Origin of the sequence: Kribbella sp. (assembly GCF_035687465.1) — a bacterium.
In the GTDB taxonomy this organism is placed as follows: Bacteria; Actinomycetota; Actinomycetes; order Propionibacteriales; family Kribbellaceae; genus Kribbella.
Genome location: NZ_DASRXP010000003.1, coordinates 1 through 2,003 on the forward strand (window position 1 = coordinate 1; position 2,003 = coordinate 2,003).

3 protein-coding genes are annotated in these 2,003 nt (G+C 66.8%); all 3 read left to right on the plus strand.

What is annotated here, in order from left to right:
* On the plus strand, positions 1-235 hold a 235-nt coding region (locus tag VFG33_RS00035; protein ID WP_325020951.1), incomplete at its 5' end, for a pyridoxamine 5'-phosphate oxidase family protein.
* A gap of 18 nt (positions 236-253) precedes the next feature.
* Positions 254-1,123: a haloalkane dehalogenase gene (locus tag VFG33_RS00040; RefSeq protein ID WP_325020953.1), complete on the plus strand. Its 870-nt coding sequence runs from the start codon at positions 254-256 to the stop codon at positions 1,121-1,123.
* Positions 1,124-1,198: 75 nt separating this feature from the next.
* The coding region (locus VFG33_RS00045; RefSeq protein ID WP_325020955.1) for a DMT family transporter at positions 1,199-2,003 on the plus strand (805 nt) is incomplete at its 3' end.

Here is a 2,003-nt window from a genome sequence, read left to right on the forward strand (position 1 = left end):
CTCGCGCAAGGTCCGCAACCTGACCGCGAATCCGTCCGGCCGAGTCGCCCTCTGCCAAGTGGCCGGCTTCCGCTGGATCACCCTCGAAGGCACCGCCTCGGTGTCTGCGGACCCCCGGCGAGTAGCCGAGGGCGTACGCCGATACACCAACCGCTACCAGTCGCCGCCACCGAACCCACCCGGCCGCGTCGTAGTCGAGATCGCCGTGGACCACCTGACAACTCTCAACATCTGAACCAGAAGAAGGAAACCCATGCCTGTAGCAACTGTTCTTGATTCGACTGTCTTCTATCGCGAGACCGGCAGCGGCGCGCCGGTGGTCTTCCTGCACGGCAACCCCACTTCGTCCTACTTGTGGCGTCACATCCTGGCCGCGGTCGGCGATCCTGCCCGGCGACTGGCGCCGGATCTGATCGGCATGGGCGACTCGGGGAAGCCAGAGATCGACTACACCTTCGAAGACCACACCCGCTACCTGGACGCATGGTTCGACGTGCTCGGCCTCGACAACGTCGTACTGGTCGGCCATGACTGGGGTGGCGCTCTCGCGTTCGACTGGGCCGCCCGGCACCCCGGCCGGGTCCGCGGCATCGCGTTCACCGAGACGATCGTGAAGCCGATGTCCTGGGAGGAGTTCCCCGAAGGCGGGCGTGAGCTGTTCCGGTCGATCAAGACCCCGGGAATCGGCGAAGCGATGCTCCTGGAGCAGAACGCGTTCATCGAGATGCTGCCCGGCAGCGTCATCAACCCACTGAGCCGAGAAGACCTCGACAACTATCGCAAGCCGTACCCCACGCCGGCCAGCCGCCTGCCGTTACTGCGGTGGGCACGCACGATGCCGCTCGGCGGCGAGCCGGCCGAGGCCGTCGCCAGGATCACCAGGTACGACGAGTGGCTCGCAGCCAGTCCCGAAGTCCCGAAACTGATGCTCACCTTCGAGGACGGCCCGGGCACGATGATGACCCCGGAAATGGTCGACTGGTGTGTCACGACCATCACCGGTCTCGACGTCGCCCACCACGAACTCGTCGCCGGTCACCACACGCCCGAGGACCAGCCGGCAGCGATCAGCGCCACCCTCACCGCCTGGCTGGACAAGTACGACCTGCGCGACCCCCTGTAACCGCCGCTCCGCATCACTGCCCGGTGGCGGGCAGGGATGCGGAAATTGTCGAGGGGATACTGCAGGATGTCAGGAGTGAGCACCCTGACGACTCCTGACAAGCCGCCGGTCCGGGCCTGGTTGCCGACGATGACGGCGCTCGCCGCCATCTGGGGCTGCAGCTTCCTGTTCATCTCCGTCGGAGTCCGTGAACTGCATCCCGCGTACCTCGCGCTCGGCCGGGTGATTGCCGGCAGTCTGGTGCTGCTGCTCTTCCTGCTGATCAGGCGCGAGCCGCTCCCCCGCTCACCCCGGATCTGGGCGCACACGTTCGTGCTGGGCGCGATCGGCTCGGCGATCCCCTGGACCTTGTTCGGGTACGGCGAGGAGCGGGTGCCGTCGTTGCTCGCCGGGATCTGGAACGGGATCACCCCGTTGGTCGTGCTGCCGGTCGCGGTGCTCGTATTCCGGACCGAGAAGTTCACCCTCCAGCGCGTGCTCGGCCTCCTGGTCGGGTTCGCCGGCATGATGGTCGTGCTCGGCGCCTGGAACCTCCATGGCGGCGCGGACCTGGCCGGCCAGCTGTACTGCATGGCAGCCGCGCTGTTCTACGGCATCGCGATTCCCTACCAGAAGCGATTCATTGCCGGCAGCAACCTCTCCGGTACTGCGCTGTCGGCCGGACTGTTGCTCTGCGCAACCGTCCAGCTCGCGGTGGTCGCGCCACTCGTCGCCGGTCACGCCCCGCCGACGCCCTGGTCACTGTCGATCGAGGTGATCAGCAGCGTGATCGCCCTCGGTGCGCTCGGCAGCGGGGTCGCCTTCGTGCTGAGCCTGCGCAACATCCGGCTGATCGGCGCCAGCATGTCGTCGATGGTGACCTACCTGATGCCGATCTTCG